The 14,356-nt window shown below is 59.6% G+C and carries 12 protein-coding genes; 4 read left to right on the forward strand and 8 right to left on the reverse strand.

Features of this window, described 5'->3' with window-relative positions:
• The first annotated feature begins 34 nt into the window (after positions 1-34).
• Complete coding sequence (locus tag INF73_RS03375) at positions 35-529, forward strand: PadR family transcriptional regulator (RefSeq protein ID WP_193541002.1); 495 nt, start codon at positions 35-37, stop codon at positions 527-529.
• Here the strand turns inward: INF73_RS03375 and INF73_RS03380 are convergent.
• A complete protein-coding gene (locus INF73_RS03380; protein WP_028014479.1) occupies positions 526-2,085 on the reverse strand; it encodes a methyl-accepting chemotaxis protein in 1,560 nt (519 codons plus the stop codon). The two genes, INF73_RS03375 and INF73_RS03380, sit on opposite strands and share 4 nt — an antisense overlap.
• A gap of 336 nt (positions 2,086-2,421) precedes the next feature.
• Complete coding sequence (locus INF73_RS03385) at positions 2,422-3,942, reverse strand: PAS domain-containing methyl-accepting chemotaxis protein (RefSeq protein ID WP_193541004.1); 1,521 nt, start codon at positions 3,940-3,942, stop codon at positions 2,422-2,424.
• Between the two features lie 435 nt (positions 3,943-4,377).
• Here INF73_RS03385 and ygjG point away from each other — a divergent pair, with 435 nt between their 5' ends.
• Positions 4,378-5,757, forward strand: a complete 1,380-nt coding sequence (ygjG, locus tag INF73_RS03390; protein WP_052682963.1) for a putrescine aminotransferase — start codon at positions 4,378-4,380, stop codon at positions 5,755-5,757.
• Positions 5,758-5,853: 96 nt separating this feature from the next.
• Here the strand turns inward: ygjG and lsrG are convergent, their stop codons facing one another.
• The 6 genes from lsrG to lsrA are packed head-to-tail and all read right to left on the reverse strand — an operon-like array spanning position 5,854 to position 11,539.
• Positions 5,854-6,147 (reverse strand): (4S)-4-hydroxy-5-phosphonooxypentane-2,3-dione isomerase, encoded by a 294-nt coding sequence (gene lsrG, locus INF73_RS03395; protein WP_047734751.1) that lies wholly within the window; start codon positions 6,145-6,147, stop codon positions 5,854-5,856.
• Complete coding sequence (gene lsrF, locus INF73_RS03400; protein ID WP_193541006.1) at positions 6,144-7,031, reverse strand: 3-hydroxy-5-phosphonooxypentane-2,4-dione thiolase; 888 nt, start codon at positions 7,029-7,031, stop codon at positions 6,144-6,146. The genes lsrG and lsrF overlap by 4 nt, the downstream gene beginning before the upstream one ends.
• Before the next feature lie 11 nt (positions 7,032-7,042).
• Positions 7,043-8,044 (reverse strand): autoinducer 2 ABC transporter substrate-binding protein LsrB, encoded by a 1,002-nt coding sequence (lsrB, locus tag INF73_RS03405; RefSeq protein ID WP_193541008.1) that lies wholly within the window; start codon positions 8,042-8,044, stop codon positions 7,043-7,045.
• Position 8,045: 1 nt separating this feature from the next.
• A complete protein-coding gene (gene lsrD / locus INF73_RS03410) occupies positions 8,046-9,023 on the reverse strand; it encodes an autoinducer 2 ABC transporter permease LsrD (protein ID WP_059358399.1) in 978 nt (325 codons plus the stop codon).
• Positions 9,024-10,055 carry an autoinducer 2 ABC transporter permease LsrC gene (gene lsrC, locus INF73_RS03415; protein ID WP_063155307.1) on the reverse strand — a complete coding sequence of 344 codons (1,032 nt, stop codon included), beginning with the start codon at positions 10,053-10,055 and terminating at the stop codon, positions 9,024-9,026. It abuts the gene before it with no gap.
• A complete protein-coding gene (gene lsrA / locus INF73_RS03420) occupies positions 10,052-11,539 on the reverse strand; it encodes an autoinducer 2 ABC transporter ATP-binding protein LsrA (protein WP_193541038.1) in 1,488 nt (495 codons plus the stop codon). Before lsrA ends, lsrC begins: the two co-directional genes overlap by 4 nt.
• A 215-nt stretch (positions 11,540-11,754) precedes the next feature.
• Here lsrA and lsrR point away from each other — a divergent pair, with 215 nt between their 5' ends.
• Entirely contained in the window at positions 11,755-12,726 is a 972-nt protein-coding gene (gene lsrR / locus INF73_RS03425) for a transcriptional regulator LsrR (RefSeq protein ID WP_193541010.1), read from the forward strand.
• Between the two features lie 32 nt (positions 12,727-12,758).
• A complete protein-coding gene (lsrK, locus tag INF73_RS03430; protein ID WP_193541012.1) occupies positions 12,759-14,339 on the forward strand; it encodes an autoinducer-2 kinase in 1,581 nt (526 codons plus the stop codon).
• The last annotated feature ends 17 nt before the right edge of the window (positions 14,340-14,356 follow it).

A 14,356-nucleotide genomic window follows, 5' to 3' on the forward strand; every position in this document is an offset into this window, starting at 1 on the left:
TATAGTTTAGATATATCAAATTAAGAGACATAACATGCGACATGAACACGACGGCGGTGGACGCCGACCGCGCTTTTTCGGCCACGGTGACCTGCGACTGGTGATTCTGGATATCCTGACCCGCAGCGCCAGCCACGGCTATGAGCTGATCAAAGAGATCGAGAATCTGACCCAGGGGAACTACACGCCGAGCCCCGGTGTGATCTACCCGACGCTGGATTATCTGCAGGATCAAACCCTTATCACCATTACGGAAGAAGAGAGCGGTCGTAAGAAGATTGCGATTACCGCTGAAGGACAACGCTGGCTGGACGAAAACCGGGAACAGCTGGAACAGATCCAGGTGCGTATTAAGGCGCGCAGCGTCGGCTTTGAGCTGCGCAAAAACCCGCAGATGAAGCGGGCGCTGGATAATTTTAAAGCGGTGTTAGACCTGAAGGTAAATCAGGGAGAGCTCAGCGACGCGCAGCTCAAGCAGATTATCGGCATAATCGACCGCGCGGCGCTGGAGATCTCCCAGCTGGATTAAGCCGGCGCGTGCTCGCTCACTCGGAATACGCGTACCAGCTCTTTCAAGTGCATCGCCTGCTCGTTAAGGGATGCCGCCGCCGCGACGGACTCCTCGACCAGCGCAGAGTTCTGCTGGGTGGTGGCATCAATCAGGCCAATCGCGCTGTTGATCTGCGAGATCCCCTCCGTCTGCTCGTGGCTGGCCTGGCGGATCTCGCGCAGGATCGTGTCCATCTCCTCCACGTTGCCGACCATGCCGTTGATCAACGCGCTCGCTTTTTCCACCAAATTCATCCCATCCTGGGTCTGGCTGGTGGAGCTCTCGATCAGCTCGCGAATTTCACTGGCAGACGACGCGCTCTTCTGGGCAAGCTGGCGCACTTCCCCCGCCACGACCGCGAAGCCGCGACCATGTTCACCGGCACGGGCGGCCTCCACCGCTGCGTTGAGCGCCAGAATGTTGGTCTGGAACGCAATAGCGTCGATCAGGTCGATAATGTCGGACATCCGGTTCGACGTCTCGTTAATCAGGCGCATTTTGCTGGTCACCTGCTTCATCATCTCCCCGTTGTTTTTGACCACCGTGGCGGCATCTGCCGAGAGATTAGTCGCTTCCCCGGTGTGCGAGGCGGTGTTTTTCACCGTCGCGGTGATCTGCTCCATCGAGGCGGCGGTCTGCTCAACGGAACTTGCCTGCTCCTCGGTGCGCGCGGCAAGGTCCTGGTTACCAGCGACAATCTGCGCGGCTGCGCTGGAGATATTCTCCGAGCCCGTTTGCACCTGCTGCACAATATCCAGCAGGCGGTTTTTCATCTCCATCAGCGCGTGCAGCAATAGGCCCGTTTCGTCTTTGCCGTGCGGCGTGATGCTGCCCGTCAGGTCGCCCTCTGAAATGGCATTGGCAAAATTCACCGCCTCGCCGAGTGGGCGGGTAATAGCGCGCACGATAAACCAGCCAATCAGGCTGCCAGCGGCGACGCTAAAGAGGGTGATCAGGATCAGCAGCAGTCGGCTAGACCTGAAGTCTCCTTCCACCTGCGCCCCCGCGCTCTGCATCTCATGGTTCTGAATCGCAATCAGCTCCTGCACTTTAGCTTTATAGGCCTGCTGCACGGTGAGGGTATGGGTCATCATCTCCTGGATAGCACCCGCACGGTCATTATTCTGCACCGCCTGCAAAATGCGATAGCGCGAGTCCAGATACTGCTGACGAACGTCGCGGATCTCGGCAAGGACCTGCTGCGATTTCGGGTCCTGCAACACCGTATTCAGCTCGCCCAAAATCACCGTGATATGCTCGCTGATCTCTTTAAGATGCTGCTGCGACTGTGCCGTGTACGTTCCCTGTTCATCCAGCAGCATGAGCTGCTGAGTGCTAATAAATTCCTGGAAGTTGTCGATTAACTGGTTCGCTTTTACCGTGGTGGGATAATCATGGGTAATGATGGATTGCATCCCGTTGTTAGCCCGGTTCAGGCTCAGTAAGGACATACTGGCGCTGATCACCATCAGGACAATAAAGAATCCAAACGCCAGAAATAATTTCGTGCCGATCTTTACGTCATGTAAGAACATATTTTCTCCATCGATGTGATTATTTCTCAGACGATCGCTGTTATCGGTAACGAATCCGCTAACTTTATGACTTTGATCGTTTTTTTATTTCATAACCATCACAATGGATAGGTAGAGGCTATTAATTCCGCCCCATCGATCGTTACCAGACCACCAGAACAGGGTTTTGCAAAATAGCATCGGGGAAAACTGACTTAGGCAGGGATAAATAACTGAGGCACTTTCTTTAGTTATTTAATATCTCATTAACAATAAAAAACATTAATAGTCACAACCACAAATAAAAAAGCCGTTTATTCCTTACGGTATAAACGACTTTTCCGGAACATTACTGGCTCAATGGAGCACCGTCACCGCATCCTTAAGACGCCCGGCGCGGTGTTTCACCATGGCAGAGATGTGCGCGCTCTCCTCGACCAGGTCGGCATTTTTTTGCGTAATGCTGTCCAGTTCCGCCACCGCGCGGGTTAGCTCTGACAACCCGGTCGCCTGTTCGGACGTCGAGTGGCTGATCTGCGCGATGAGCTGCGTGACGTTTTTCACCTGCTCGACAATGTCATCCATCGTGCGGCCTGCGGCGTGCACCTGCTCCGAGCCGGACTGTACCCTGCAGGCGCTGGCATCAATCAGCTTGCGGATATCGTTAGCCGCATTCGCGCTGCGGCTGGCAAGGTGGCGAACTTCCCCCGCGACCACGGCAAAGCCTTTCCCCTGCTCGCCGGCTCTTGCCGCTTCAACGGCCGCATTCAGCGCCAGGATATTGGTCTGGAAAGCGATGTCGTTAATCAGGGAGGTAATCGAGCCGATGCGCTGCGTGCTATCGGCGATGTCATCCATCGTTTTCACCACGGTCTGCATCGCGTTGCCGCCTTTCGTCGCCGCGCTGCTCGCGGCGACGGAGAGTTTGTCCACTTCGGCGGCGGTTTCTGAGTTGCTCTGAACGGAAGCGGCCATCTGGTTCATCGTTGCGACGGTCTGCTGCACGTTCGCCACGGTCTGACGCGTACGATCGTTCAGCGCTTCGTTCCCCTGCGCCAGCCTGTCGCTGCCGTCACGGACGCTCATCACCTGGCTTGAGACGTCATTGATGAGCCAGCGGCACATCAGCCCCAGCTGTCCTACCGCGCGCAGGGTCAGCCCCAGCTCGTCGCTGCGGTTCAGATGCTGCACGCTGTTGCGCTCGCCGGTCGCCACCTTCAGCGCCTGATGCGCGACGTTTTCGATCGGGCGGACAATTTGCTGCTCAAACAGCAGCGTTCCCAGCAGCGTTATTACGGCGGCCGCTGCGAGCGGCACCCAGCCTGCGGAGGTGGTCACCAGGGTAGCGGCAAGCGCGGCAAAGAGCGCCGCCATCACGCTGCGTACGCGCCAGCGTAGCGGCATGGAAGGAAGTTTACCCAACCAGCCCTTACGCACCACCAGTCCTTTTTGGATGCGTTTTTTACAGCTCCCGTTATTCAGCGCCCGGTAGAGCGGCTCTACGGCAGCGATCTCTTCCTCCGTGGCTTTGGTGCGGATCGACATATACCCCGTCACCTGCCCATTCCGCACCATCGGTACCGCATTCGCGCGCACCCAGTAATGATCGCCATTCTTACGTCGGTTTTTGACAATGCCACTCCACGGCTCACCCTGCTGCAGGGTGTACCACATATCGGCAAACGCCGCTTTTGGCATGTCGGGATGGCGCACCAGATTGTGCGGCTGGCCCATCAGCTCATCAAGCTGATAGCCACTCACCTGCACAAAGGTGTCGTTTGCATGGGTCATATAGCTGTGGACGTCGGTGGTCGACATTAAGGTGGTGTCATCGTCCAGAGGATAATTATTCTGGGTAACACAGGAAGGTGAAGACATGACGGGCATTCCTTGCAGGTTATTCGAATGTTAATTTTGTGGTTTATTGTTTTTTCGGCGGTAAACAATTTATCTTTAGTTGTTAAACTTGATGGAGATCGCACATTTCACTTAAACCGCACTTTTTGTGAGATTTTATAATTCATTGATTCCAAATACTTTCGTAAAGAAATTACCTATAAAGCATGACCTGTTAACGCCCACTTAAGCCGCAAGCCATGCACTCCTTTAGTGCAATTGCCTTTTTGTGCACCTGAGAATGCGGGTTGCCCTGTACCCCTAAATCCCGTTTCGATTGCTCCGGCATGATTAAATATTGCGCAACATAATTTTAACCTGGCGTTTATCCCGATTTTCGTTAAGTCATCTGAAGTGGCGTAATCCCTGCAATACTTAACTCAGTATCATGTGATACGCGATCCCCGGGAGCATATTTTGAACAGGTTACCTTCCAGCGCCTCGGCTCTTGCCTGTACCGCGCACGCACTGAATCTCATTGAGAAGCGAACGCTCGATCATGAGGAGATGAAACAACTTAACCGAGAGGTCATTGATTACTTTAAAGAGCATGTGAATCCTGGTTTTCTGGAGTATCGCAAATCTGTTACCGCCGGCGGGGATTACGGAGCCGTAGAGTGGCAAGCGGGAAGTCTCAACACGCTTGTCGACACCCAGGGACAGGAGTTTATAGATTGCCTGGGTGGTTTCGGTATCTTTAACGTGGGGCACCGTAATCCAGTAGTGGTTTCCGCCGTACAGAATCAACTTGCGAAACAACCTCTCCATAGTCAGGAACTGCTCGACCCGCTTCGCGCCATGCTCGCGAAAACGCTGGCGGCCTTAACGCCCGGCAAGCTGAAATACAGCTTCTTCAGCAACAGCGGCACCGAGTCGGTCGAGGCGGCGATCAAGCTCGCCAAGGCGTACCAGTCGCCACGCGGGAAATTCACCTTTATCGCCACCAGCGGCGCGTTCCACGGGAAATCCCTGGGGGCACTGTCTGCGACCGCCAAATCCACCTTCCGCAAACCGTTTATGCCGCTGCTGCCGGGCTTCCGCCACGTGCCGTTCGGCGACATTAACGCCATGCGCACCGTGCTGAGCGAATGCCGTAAAACCGGCGATGACGTGGCGGCGGTGATCCTCGAGCCGATTCAGGGTGAAGGCGGCGTGATTTTGCCTCCACAAGGCTACCTGCCCGCCGTGCGTCAGCTGTGCGATGAGTTTGGCGCGCTGCTGATCCTCGACGAAGTGCAGACCGGGATGGGGCGCACCGGTAGGATGTTTGCCTGCGAGCACGAGAACGTTCAGCCGGACATTCTGTGCCTGGCGAAAGCGTTGGGCGGCGGCGTGATGCCGATTGGCGCGACGGTAGCTACCGAAGAGGTTTTCTCGGTGCTGTTCGACAATCCGTTCCTGCACACCACCACCTTTGGCGGTAACCCGCTGGCATGTGCGGCGGCGCTGGCCACCATCAACGTGCTGCTGGAGCAAAACCTGCCCGCGCAGGCGGAGCAGAAAGGCGACATGCTGCTGGACGGCTTCCGCCAGCTGGGCCGGGAATATCCGGACCTGGTACAGGAAGCGCGCGGCAAAGGGATGCTGATGGCAATCGAGTTTGTCGACAATGAAATCGGCTACAGCTTCGCGAGCGAGATGTTTCGCCAGCGGGTGCTGGTAGCCGGCACGCTCAACAACTCGAAAACCATCCGCATTGAGCCACCGCTGACGCTGACGATTGAGCAGTGTGAGCAGGTGCTGAAAGCGGCGCGCAAGGCGCTGGCGGCGCTGCGAGTGAGCGTGGAGGAAGCGTGAAATACGCCGGGTGGCGCTACGCTTACCCGGCCTAAAAAATCAACACAACCCCGTACCCGCAGGCCCGGTAAGCGTTAGCGCCACCGGGCAAATCCGCTACTCCGGCAACAGCCCCACAAAACTGCGTTTTTTGCGCGGCTCTGACATCAGCTCCTCAAGCTTATCCACGCACGCCAGATAGTGCGGAGTTTGCTTATGCGCCAGCACCGCCGCTTCGTCCTTATAAGCCTCGTAGATAAAGAACCGGGTTTTCACCCTCGGGTCCTGCAACACGTCAAAGCGCAGGTTTCCCGGCTCCTTGATTGCTCCCTCGTGGTTGGCGCGAAACACCTCCAGGAACTCGTCCACCCGCTCGGGCTTGATGTTAATCTCAACCAGCGTCACGTTCATTTTGCTACTCCCTGTTTCTCGTCCTGCCAGAACTGGAACGCCTCCCGGGCGCTCACGTTCTCGTGAACCACTTTTTTCACCGCTTTCAGCATGGCGAGCGGCGCGCTGGACTGGAAGATATTGCGCCCCATGTCCACGCCGGACGCCCCCTGATCAATCGCCCGCCAGCACATCTCCAGCGCCTCGAGCTCCGGCAGCTTTTTGCCCCCGGCGATCACAATCGGCACCGGGCAGCTGGCGGTCACTTTTTCAAAGCCCTCGTCCACGTAGTAGGTTTTGACGAACTGCGCCCCCATCTCGGCGGCGATGCGGCTGGCGAGCGAGAAGTAGCGCGCGTCACGCGCCATCTCCTTGCCGACGCCCGTTACCGCCAGCGTTGGCATGCCGTAGCGTGCCCCTGCATCGACAAGCTTGATGATGTTGTTGATAGACTGATGCTCAAACTCGCTTCCGATATACACCTGCGCCGCCACCGCGCAGACGTTCAGGCGCAGGGCATCCTCCATCGCCACCGCCACGCACTCGTTCGACAGCTCGCCCAGAATCGAGTTACCGCCGGAAGCGCGCAGCACCACCGGTTTGTTTGTCGCGGCGGGCACCTGGCTCCTGAGAATGCCACGGGTACACATCAGCACGTCGGTTTCGCCAAACAGCGGGGCGATGGAGAGATCGATACGCTCAAGGCCGGTGGTCGGCCCCTGAAAGTAGCCGTGGTCAAAGGCCAGCATTACCGTGCGGTTGCTCTTCGGGTTAAAGATGCGCGCCAGGCGGGACTGCATGCCCCAGTCCAGCGAGCCGCAGCCCTTGAGCGTGAACGGCACATTCTGCTGCGGCGTGCCGATGCCAAAATCCTTGCCGTCTTTGATGTCGTCTAAATCAGCCATTTGCTCCCCCGTCAGAAATCGTATTTGCTGATGTTCTCTTTGGTGAACACCACCCGCTCCGGCAGCAGCACGATGCCGTTGCCCTTCGCCTCATACTGATAGCCCTGCACGCTGTTCGGCTCCACCTTCAGCGCGCCGATCTCTTTTACGTCCACGCTGTCGCCAGGGTTAAGATCGCCTTTTTTCAGCAGACGATCGGCGACATTGACCGCAATTTTGCCCTGTTGTACGACATCCCACAGGCCGAAGGCTTTCACCGTCCCGCGCTCAACGTATGGACGCATGACGTTCGGCGTGCTGAAGCCGACAATCGCCACCCCTTCCCGCTTCAGGTTTTCCGCCGCCTGCGCCGCCGCCGGCAGGGCGTTGGCGTCCGGCGCGATGATCGCGTCCAGATCCGGATACGCTTTTAAGATCCCCTCGGCGGTCTGCAGAGATTTGGTGGCGTCGTTATAGCCAAACTGGGTGGTCACGATCTGCCACTGGGGGTGATCTTTCTCGATTTTGGCCTTCGCCTCTTTCACCCACTGGTTCTGGTCGGTGACGGTTGGGCTGGAGTAGAAGAACGCCACTTTGGCATTCGGCTTGGTGACCTGTTTGCCCGCCATCTCCACCAGCAGGCCGCCGAGCTGTTCCGGCGTCCCCTGGTTGATATAAATGCTGCGGCACTCCGGTTTGGTGTCGGAATCCCAGGTCAGCACCTTCACGCCGCGCTGCATCGCGCGCTTCAGCGCCGGGCAGAGACCGTCCGGCGACACGGCGGAGACGATAATGGCGTTATAGCCCTGGTTGACGAAGTTGTTGATGAGCTGCACCTGGCCGGAAACGCTCGGCTCTGTCGGGCCGTCGTAGGTCACGTCCACGCCAAGATCTTTCCCCGCCTCTTTCGCGCCGTTGCCGCCGCTGGTGAAGAAACCCACGCCCACCAGCTTGGGGATAAAGGCAATGCGGTCCGCCGCCTGCGCCGAAGCGAAGCTGAGGGCCATTGCCAGGACGAGCAGTTTTGTTTTCATCTTACGCTCCGGATAGTTTTCTGAAGAGAGACCGCACCCATTCGCGGTGCAGACTTAGCGAACGTCCCATCACCACCACAACCAGCAGCGCCCCAGACAGCGCGCTCGACACCTGGTTGGGGATGCCGACCATCTGTAATCCCTGCTGGAGATACCCCACCAGCAGCGCCGCCAGCGCCGTACCTAGCACCGACCCTGAACCCCCGTAAATATTTGCCCCGCCGAGTACGGCGGCGGTGAGTGCGGGCATCAGCAAATCGCGCCCCAGATCCGAACGCGCAGAGCCGAAATAGGAGACCATCACCAGCGCGGCCACCGCCGACGCCACGCCCACCAGACCGTACAGCGCGTAGGGCATGCCGTTCACCGACAGCGCCGCATAGCGCGCCGCGCGCGGATTCTGGCCGATTAAAAACAGATGGCGGCCAAAGCGCCCGCGATGGGTAATCAGCCAGAAGAAGGCGGTAATCACCGCGAACAGCACCAGCGGGATCGGCAGCCCCAGCACCGTGAGGTTAGCGAACGCGGTAAAACCGTCCGGGAAGCCGCCGATGCCCTCGTAGCCCGTCGCCCCTGCCACACCGGAGAGCAGCAGCGCGCCGCCGCCGTAGAGGTAGAGCGTGCCGAGGGTAATGACTAAAGGGCTGATGCCGGTGTAGTGGATCAGCGCCGCATTCACCAGCCCACACAGCAGGCCAAGCAGCAGCGTTAGCGGAACGGCGATCGTCATGGGCCACCCCGCCTGCATCATCACCCCCAGCGCGATGGCGCACAGGCCGATGGTGGAGCCCAGCGAAATGTCGATCCCGCCGCTGATAATCACCAGCGTCAGCGGCAGCGCCACGATGCCGATGCAGATGAAATCGCTGGTGCTGAACAGCAGCATATTAACGTCGAGCATGCGCGGGTTAATGGCGCCGAAGAGCAGGATCTCCAGCACCAGCAATATCAGCAGCGCGCTTTCCCAGTTGAGCCTCATTTACGCCACCTCTTTGTTACGTTTGGGAAAGGGGGTGACGTGCTTTCCCCCTCTGTTGCCTGGCTGGAACCGGCCGTACTTCAGCGCCCGCTGATGGCGTGACAGCGCCTGGCGCAGCCGCCCGTCGAGCACCAGCACGCCCAGCAGCACCAGCCCGGCGATAAAGTCGTTCCACCACGCCGGTAGCCTGAACAGCACCAGCACGGTGTCGATTTGGGTAAGGAAGAACGCGCCGAGGAACGCACCGACCAGCGTGCCGGTGCCGCCCAGCAGCGAAATGCCACCGAGCACACAGGCGGCAATGGCTTTCATCTCCAGCCCGCTGCCGGTCTGGTTGGGCACAAAGCCGATCTGCGCGGCAAAGACAATCCCGGCGCAGGCCGCCAGCATGCCGTTAAGGGTGAAGGCGATCATGCGCGTGCGGTTCACCGCCACGCCCAGCTGGCGCGCGGCGGCGAGGTTATCCCCCACCGCGTAAAAATCACGCCCGAACGAGGTGCGCGATAGCCCCCACGCGCCAACGACAACGAGAATCAACACTCCCACGCCGAGCGGCGAAATGCCGATGGCGGCAGGCTCGGAGAGAGATTTCAGCCCCGGCGGCAGCCCCTCAATCCATTTTCCGCCCGTCCAGAGCAGCATCGCTCCTCGGTACAGCCCCAGCGTGCCGAGGGTGGCGACAATCGCCGGAATGCGCAGCCCCACCACCAGAAAACCGTTGAACGCTCCCGCCAGCGCGCCAATCGACAGCGCAAAAAGTATCGATACCGGCAGGCTGTAGCCACCGTTGAGCGCCACGCCGACGGCAATGGCGGACAGCCCGACGGTAGAACCCACGGAGACGTCGATATTGCGGGTCAGCATCACCAGCGCCGCGCCGATGGCCAGCAGGATCAGGATCTGCGCGCTGGCGAAGATCATCCCCAGCGTTTGCAGGCTGAAGTAGGACGGATTCAGCGCCACCAGCACGGCGAACAGCGCAAGAATGGCAAGAAACGCGCTCAGCTCGCGGTTTTTGAGTAAGATCTTCATGATTGTCCTCCGAACGCCAGCGCCATCATCCGGTCGAGGCTGACGGCGTGGCGCGGCAGCTCGCCGCTGAGTACGCCCTGATGCATCACCAGCACACGGTCCGCGAGACCGGGAAATTCATCGAGATCGCTTGAGATCATCAGCACCGCAACATTCTGCGCCGCCACGCTTTTAATGAGCTGGTAGATATCGGCACGCGCCGACACGTCCACGCCTCGCGTCGGCTCATCGACGATCAGCAATAAAGGATTGGCCTCCAGACAGCGCGCCAGCAGCACCTTCTGCTGGTTGCCACCGGAGAGCGTGCGCACGGTTTGATCCGCATGATTGAGCTTGATCCCCAGCGCACGGTGATAGCGCTCCACCACCGCAGACTCCCGCTTTCGCTGCTGCCAGAGCGACGGCTCGTTCAGCGCCACCGTGTTCCAGCGGACAGGCGCGTCGAGAAACAGGCCGGACACCTGCCTGTCTTCCGGCAGATAAACCAGCCCTTTTTCCAGACGTGAACCCACCGGATCGGAGGTGATCTCCCGGCTCTCCAGCCACACCCGCCCGCCGCGTACGGGACGCAGGCCATAGAGCGTTTCGGCAAACTCGGTGCGCCCGGATCCGACCAGTCCGGCAAGGCCGACGATCTCCCCGGCGTAAATCTCCAGGCTGAGATCGATAAAGCCCTCTCCGGTGAGATCTTCCACGCGCAGCACCGGAAAATCCTGCGGCTGGGTGCGACGGTTTCCCGGCAGCGCCAGCCACAGCTTTTGCGCATCGCTTAAGCCTTTCTCGCGGCTGACCGGCGTCATGGCGGCGATCAGGGCGCTATCGTCGAACTGCCTGGTTTCACCGCTCAGCACCACCGCGCCGTCGCGCATCACAGAAACGTGGCTCGACAGCGTGCGGATTTCCGGCAGCTTATGCGAGATAAAGACAATCCCGACGCCGAACGCCTGTAAGGCGCGGATCTGGCGAAACAGCCGTTCGGTTTCGCCGGGCGTCAGCGAGGCCGTGGGCTCGTCTAGGATCAGAATTCTGGCGTTGCGCATCAGCCCGCGCAGGATCTCCACCATCTGCTGGTCCGCCACTTCCAGGGTGCTGGCCGTTGCGTCGAGATTAAGCTGACATTGCAGCTGCTGGAGTTTCTCCGCCAGCCGCTTTTCCCGATCGCGCTCGCGCGGCAGGCGGAACAGGATGTTTTCCCTCACGGTCAGGTTGGGGAAAAGCAGAGGCTCCTGCGGCACCAGATAAATGCCTAACCGGTGCGCCTGCGCCGGGGTAAGCCGTGCAAAAGACTCGCCCGCAACCGAAAGTTCACCGCCGTCCGGCGTCTCGACCCCGGCGATGATCTTCATCAGCGTCGATTTTCCCGCGCCGTTCCCGCCCATCAGCGCGTGCACCTGCCCCGCAAGCAGCGTGAAATCAATGCCTTTTAGAACCGGCACGCCTGAGAACTGCTTGCTGATATTCCGCGCGTCGAGAAGTGGTGTCATCATCGCTCCGCTATTGAACAAATGATTTTTAGATTTAATAATGTTCAAAAGCGTAGACGGTGAACTATATTTACAACCGTGCAGGGATCACAGTTTTATCGATTGCGATTCAGATTAACGAGAAACGATCTAAAAGATCCGTTTTGCCGCGTGGCTCACATTCTCACGCCGCGCCATTACGAACATATGATCTAAATTTTTATAAGAGTTCAATTATGAGCGATAAACGCACTGCGGAAGAAGGACGGTTTGCCGGGCTGGCACTGGCGGAAGAGGAGCTGGTGGCGCGCGTGGCCTGGTGCTACTACCACGACGGGCTGACCCAGAATGATATCGGCGAACGCCTCGGTCTGCCGCGCCTGAAGATCTCCCGCCTGCTGGAGAAAGGCCGCCAGTCGGGGGTGATCCGCGTGCAGATCAACTCCCGCTACGAGGGCTGCCTGTCGCTGGAAACCGAGCTTCAGCAGCGCTTTGGGCTGAAGCTGGTGCGCGTGATGCCTGCCCTAAATACCCCGCCGATGAACGTGCGGCTGGGCATTGGCGCGGCGCAGTCGCTGATGGGCGTGCTGGGGCCCGGCCAGCTGCTGGCGGTGGGGTTCGGTGAAACCACCATGAGCAGCCTGCAACACTTAAGCGGCTTTATCAGCTCGCAGCAGATCCGCCTCGTGACGCTGTCCGGCGGCGTCGGGCCGTATATGACCGGTATCGGCCAGCTGGATGCGGCCTGTAGCGTCAGCATGATCCCCGCCCCGCTTCGCGTCTCATCTGCGGAAGTCGCCGGGATCTTAAAACGTGAGACCAGCGTGCGGGACGTGATCCTCGCCGCGACCGCCGCTGACGTGGCGGTGGTCGGCATTGGTTCCGTGAACCAGCGCCGTGACGCGACGATACTGCGCTCCGGCTATATCAGCGAAGGTGAACAGCTGATGTACGCCCGTAAAGGGGCGGTGGGCGATATCCTCGGCTATTTCCTTAACGCCGAAGGGGAATGCGTCGAGGAGCTGGAGATCCATAAAGAATTACTGGGCGTCACGCTCGATGAACTGGCGCAACTGCCCACCATCGTTGGCGTGGCCGGAGGGGAAGAGAAAGCCGATGCGATTTATGCCGCACTGAAAGGTCGCCGTATTAATGGCCTGGTGACGGAAGAGACGACAGCCCGCGCGGTGCTGGCTCTGGCCGAATAAGAGTCGCCCTGCGCTAACAGCGAGGCAAGCTCATGAGTTACCTTTTAGCGTTAGATGCAGGGACAGGCAGCGTTCGCGCCGTGATTTTCGATTTACAGGGCAACCAGATTGCCGTCGGCCAGGCCGAGTGGAAGCACCTGAGCGTGGAGAACGTGCCGGGGTCGATGGAGTTCGATCTCGACACCAACTGGCAGCTGGCCTGCCGGTGCATTCAGCAGGCGCTGGAGCGCGCGCGCCTGAGCGCGGCGGATATTCAGTCCGTCGCCTGCTGTTCGATGCGCGAAGGGATCGTGCTGTACGACCGCAGCGGCGAGGCCATCTGGGCCTGCGCCAACGTCGACGCCCGCGCCAGCCGCGAGGTGGCTGAACTCAAAGAGATCCACGACTACCGTTTTGAATCCGAAGTGTATGACGTTTCCGGCCAGACGCTTGCCCTTAGCGCCATGCCGCGCCTGCTCTGGCTGGCGCATCACCGTCCGGACATCTACCGCAAGGCCGCGACCATCACCATGATCAGCGACTGGCTGGCGGCAAAGCTCTCCGGCGAGCTGGCGGTCGATCCGTCTAACGCGGGCACCACCGGCATGCTGGATCTCTTTTCACGCGACTGGTGTCCGGCGCTGCTCGACATGGCCGGGCTGCGCGCCGATATTCTCTCGCCGGTAAAAGAGACCGGCACCGTGCTGGGGGCCATCACGAAAGAAGCCGCACAGCAGAGCGGTTTACGCGAGGGCACGCCGGTAGTGATGGGCGGCGGCGACGTGCAGCTGGGCTGCCTGGGGCTGGGCGTGGTCCGCGCCGGACAAACGGCGGTGCTGGGCGGCACCTTCTGGCAGCAGGTGGTTAACCTGCCGCAGGTGCGCACCGACCCTGAGATGAACATCCGCGTAAACCCGCACGTTATCCCCGGCATGGCACAGGCGGAGTCGATCAGCTTCTTTACCGGGCTGACCATGCGCTGGTTCCGCGACGCCTTTTGTGCCGAAGAGAAGCTGATTGCCGAGCGGATGGGGATGGACACCTATTCCCTGCTGGAAGAGATGGCGGGCCGCGTACCCGCTGGCTCCCACGGTGTAATGCCAATCTTCTCCGACGCGATGCATTTCAAGCAGTGGTACCACGCCGCGCCGTCGTTTATTAACCTCTCCATCGACCCGGAAAAGTGCAACAAAGCGACGCTGTTCCGCGCCCTGGAGGAGAACGCGGCAATCGTCTCGGCCTGTAACCTGACGCAGATTTCGCGCTTCTCCGGCGTGACGTTTGATAGCCTGGTGTTTGCGGGCGGCGGCGCAAAGGGCGCCCTGTGGAGCCAGATTTTAAGCGACGTCACCGGCCTACCGGTGCGCGTGCCGGAAGTCAAAGAGGCAACGGCGCTCGGCTGCGCCATTGCCGCCGGAACGGGCGCGGGGCTGTTTGCGGATATGGCCTCGACGGGCGAGCGGCTGGTGAAGTGGAGCCGCGAGTTTACGCCAAACCCACAGCACCGGGAGCTGTACGACGGCATGATGGAGAAGTGGCAGGCGGTGTACGCGGATCAGCTCGGGCTGGTGGACAGCGGGCTGACCACGTCGATGTGGCAGGCGCCGGGGTTAGCGCGGGCAGCGACGCCGTAAATAACGCCGGATGGCGC

Origin of the sequence: Enterobacter cloacae complex sp. P6RS, from assembly GCF_014982245.1 — a bacterium.
Classification (GTDB): domain Bacteria; phylum Pseudomonadota; class Gammaproteobacteria; order Enterobacterales; family Enterobacteriaceae; genus Enterobacter; species Enterobacter bugandensis.